This is a genomic window from Roseateles aquae (genome assembly GCF_032337115.1).
Taxonomy (GTDB): domain Bacteria; phylum Pseudomonadota; class Gammaproteobacteria; order Burkholderiales; family Burkholderiaceae_C; genus Roseateles_C; species Roseateles_C aquae.
In genome coordinates this window covers 1-2,064 of the sequence record NZ_JAVXZY010000031.1, presented here as the reverse complement: position 1 = coordinate 2,064, position 2,064 = coordinate 1, and the positions used below count along the sequence as shown (strand labels likewise).

2 protein-coding genes are annotated in these 2,064 nt (G+C 65.9%); both read left to right on the top strand.

Annotation, left to right across the window (positions count from 1 at the left end; genetic code table 11):
* The coding region (locus RQP53_RS24610) for a phosphopantetheine-binding protein (RefSeq protein WP_315653378.1) at positions 1 to 339 on the top strand (339 nt) is incomplete at its 5' end.
* A 3-nt stretch (positions 340 to 342) separates the two neighbouring features.
* Positions 343 to 2,064 (top strand): condensation domain-containing protein (locus RQP53_RS24605; protein ID WP_315653377.1); only part of this gene is annotated, 1,722 nt, incomplete at its 3' end.

Here is a 2,064-nt window from a genome sequence, read left to right as displayed (position 1 = left end):
GAGTACGAGGCGCCGCAGGGAGAGGTTGAGGAGGCGATTGCGGCGATCTGGGCGGAGCTGCTGAAGCTGCAGCGGGTCGGCCGGCGCGACCACTTCTTCGAGCTGGGCGGGCATTCGCTGCTGCTGGTGCAGATGCACCTGCGCGTATCCGAGGCTTTCGCGATCGAGCTGAGCCTGCGCGAGTTGCTCGAAACGCTCGAGCTGCAGACCCTCGCGGATCTTGTGACGAGGCGCCAACTGGCGCTCTATCAGTCCAAGGACTTGGAAAACATCGACCGTGAATTGCAAGAGCTGTCAGAGGCTGAACTGCTGGCAATTCTCGCGGAAGGAAACGAGTAAAACATGAACAAGCCGACCAAACAAGAAGAACTCGAAGCGCTGCGCCGCGCCGTCAAGCTCAAACGCCTGCAGCAGAGTAAGGCCGAGCGTGTGCAGCCGACAGAAGCGACGACGATCCCGCGGGTGGAGCGAGGGCAGGGACTGCCGCTGTCGTGGTCGCAGCAACGTCTGTGGTTCCTGGCGCAGCTGGATGCGGCGGCGGGTGCGGCGTATCACATGCCGGCGGGGCTGAGGCTGCAGGGGCGGTTGGACCGCGGGGCGCTGCAGGCGACGCTGGATCGAATCGTGGCGCGGCACGAGATTCTGCGCACGCGGTTTGTGCAGCAGGACGGGCAGGCCGTTCAGCTCATCGATGAGGCCGATCGCGGCTTCGAGCTGGTGAGTGCCGAGGCAGACGATCTGGTGGCACAGCAGTCCGCGTTCTTCGCCACAGGCTTTGATCTGGCCGCCGGGCCGCTGATCCGAGGCCTGCTGCTGCGCGTGGCCGATGACGATCATGTGCTGCTGATCAACCAGCACCACATCGTCTCGGACGGCTGGTCGATTGGCGTGCTCGTGCGCGAAGTGTCCGCGCTTTATGCGGCCTTCAGCCAGGGGCAGAGTGATCCGCTGCCCGAGCTGGCGATCCAGTACGCCGACTACGCGGCCTGGCAGCGCCAGTGCTTGCAGGGTGAGCGGCTGGAGGCGCAACTCGACTACTGGAAGCAGCGCCTCGTTGGCGCGCCCGAACTGCTGGCACTGCCGACCGACCGGCCGCGGCCAGCACAGCAGAGCTACGCCGGTGCCAGCGTGGCGTTCGAGCTCGATGCCGGGCTGAGCGCAGGCCTCAAGGCCCTGAGTCAGCGTCATGGCACGACGCTGTACATGACGCTGCTGGCCGGCTGGGCGCTGCTGATGGCACGGCTGTCGGGGCAGGACGATGTCGTGATCGGCAGCCCGATCGCGAACCGCCAGCGCAGCGAAGTGGAGCCGCTGATCGGCTTCTTTGCCAACACCTTGGCGCTGCGGGTGTCCATGGGTGAGGCTGACGATGTCGAGCAGTTGCTCGCGACCGTCAAGCGCGACACGCTGGACGCCTATGCACATCAGGATCTGCCGTTCGAGCAGATCGTCGAGGCGGTCAAGCCGCAGCGCAGTCTCGCGCACAGCCCGCTGTTCCAGACCATGCTGACGCTGGACAGCAGCAGCGCCGAGCGGCGCCTGGCCTTGTCGGGGCTGACGCTCGGTGCGGTTGATTTCGAGCAATCGACGATCCACTTTGACACCTCGCTGTACCTGCATGACGGCGGCACCACGCTGGACGGCAAGCTCAGCTATGCGACGGCGCTGTTCGATGCGGACACCGCCGAGCGCATGGTGCGCATGTATATGCGCGTGCTGGAGGGCATGGTTGCCGTGCCCGCCCAGCGTGTCGCCCGCATTGCGCTGTTGAACGCCGAGCAAGGCAAACAGCTCGTGTATGACTTCAACCAGACGGCGCGGCCATTCCCGAGCGAGGCGGCGCTGCAGCAGTTGTTCGAGGCGCAGGTGGCGCAGCGGCCGAACGCACTGGCCATCGCGTTCAATGGTGTTGAGCTTGACTACGCCGAGCTCAACGGCCGTGCCAACGCGCTGGCCCATGCGCTGGTGGCGCGCGGGGTGAAGGCGCAGGCGCTGGTGGCGATCTGCCTGCCGCGCAGCGTCGAGCTGATAGTGGCGATGCTTGCGGTGCTCAAGGCCGGCGGC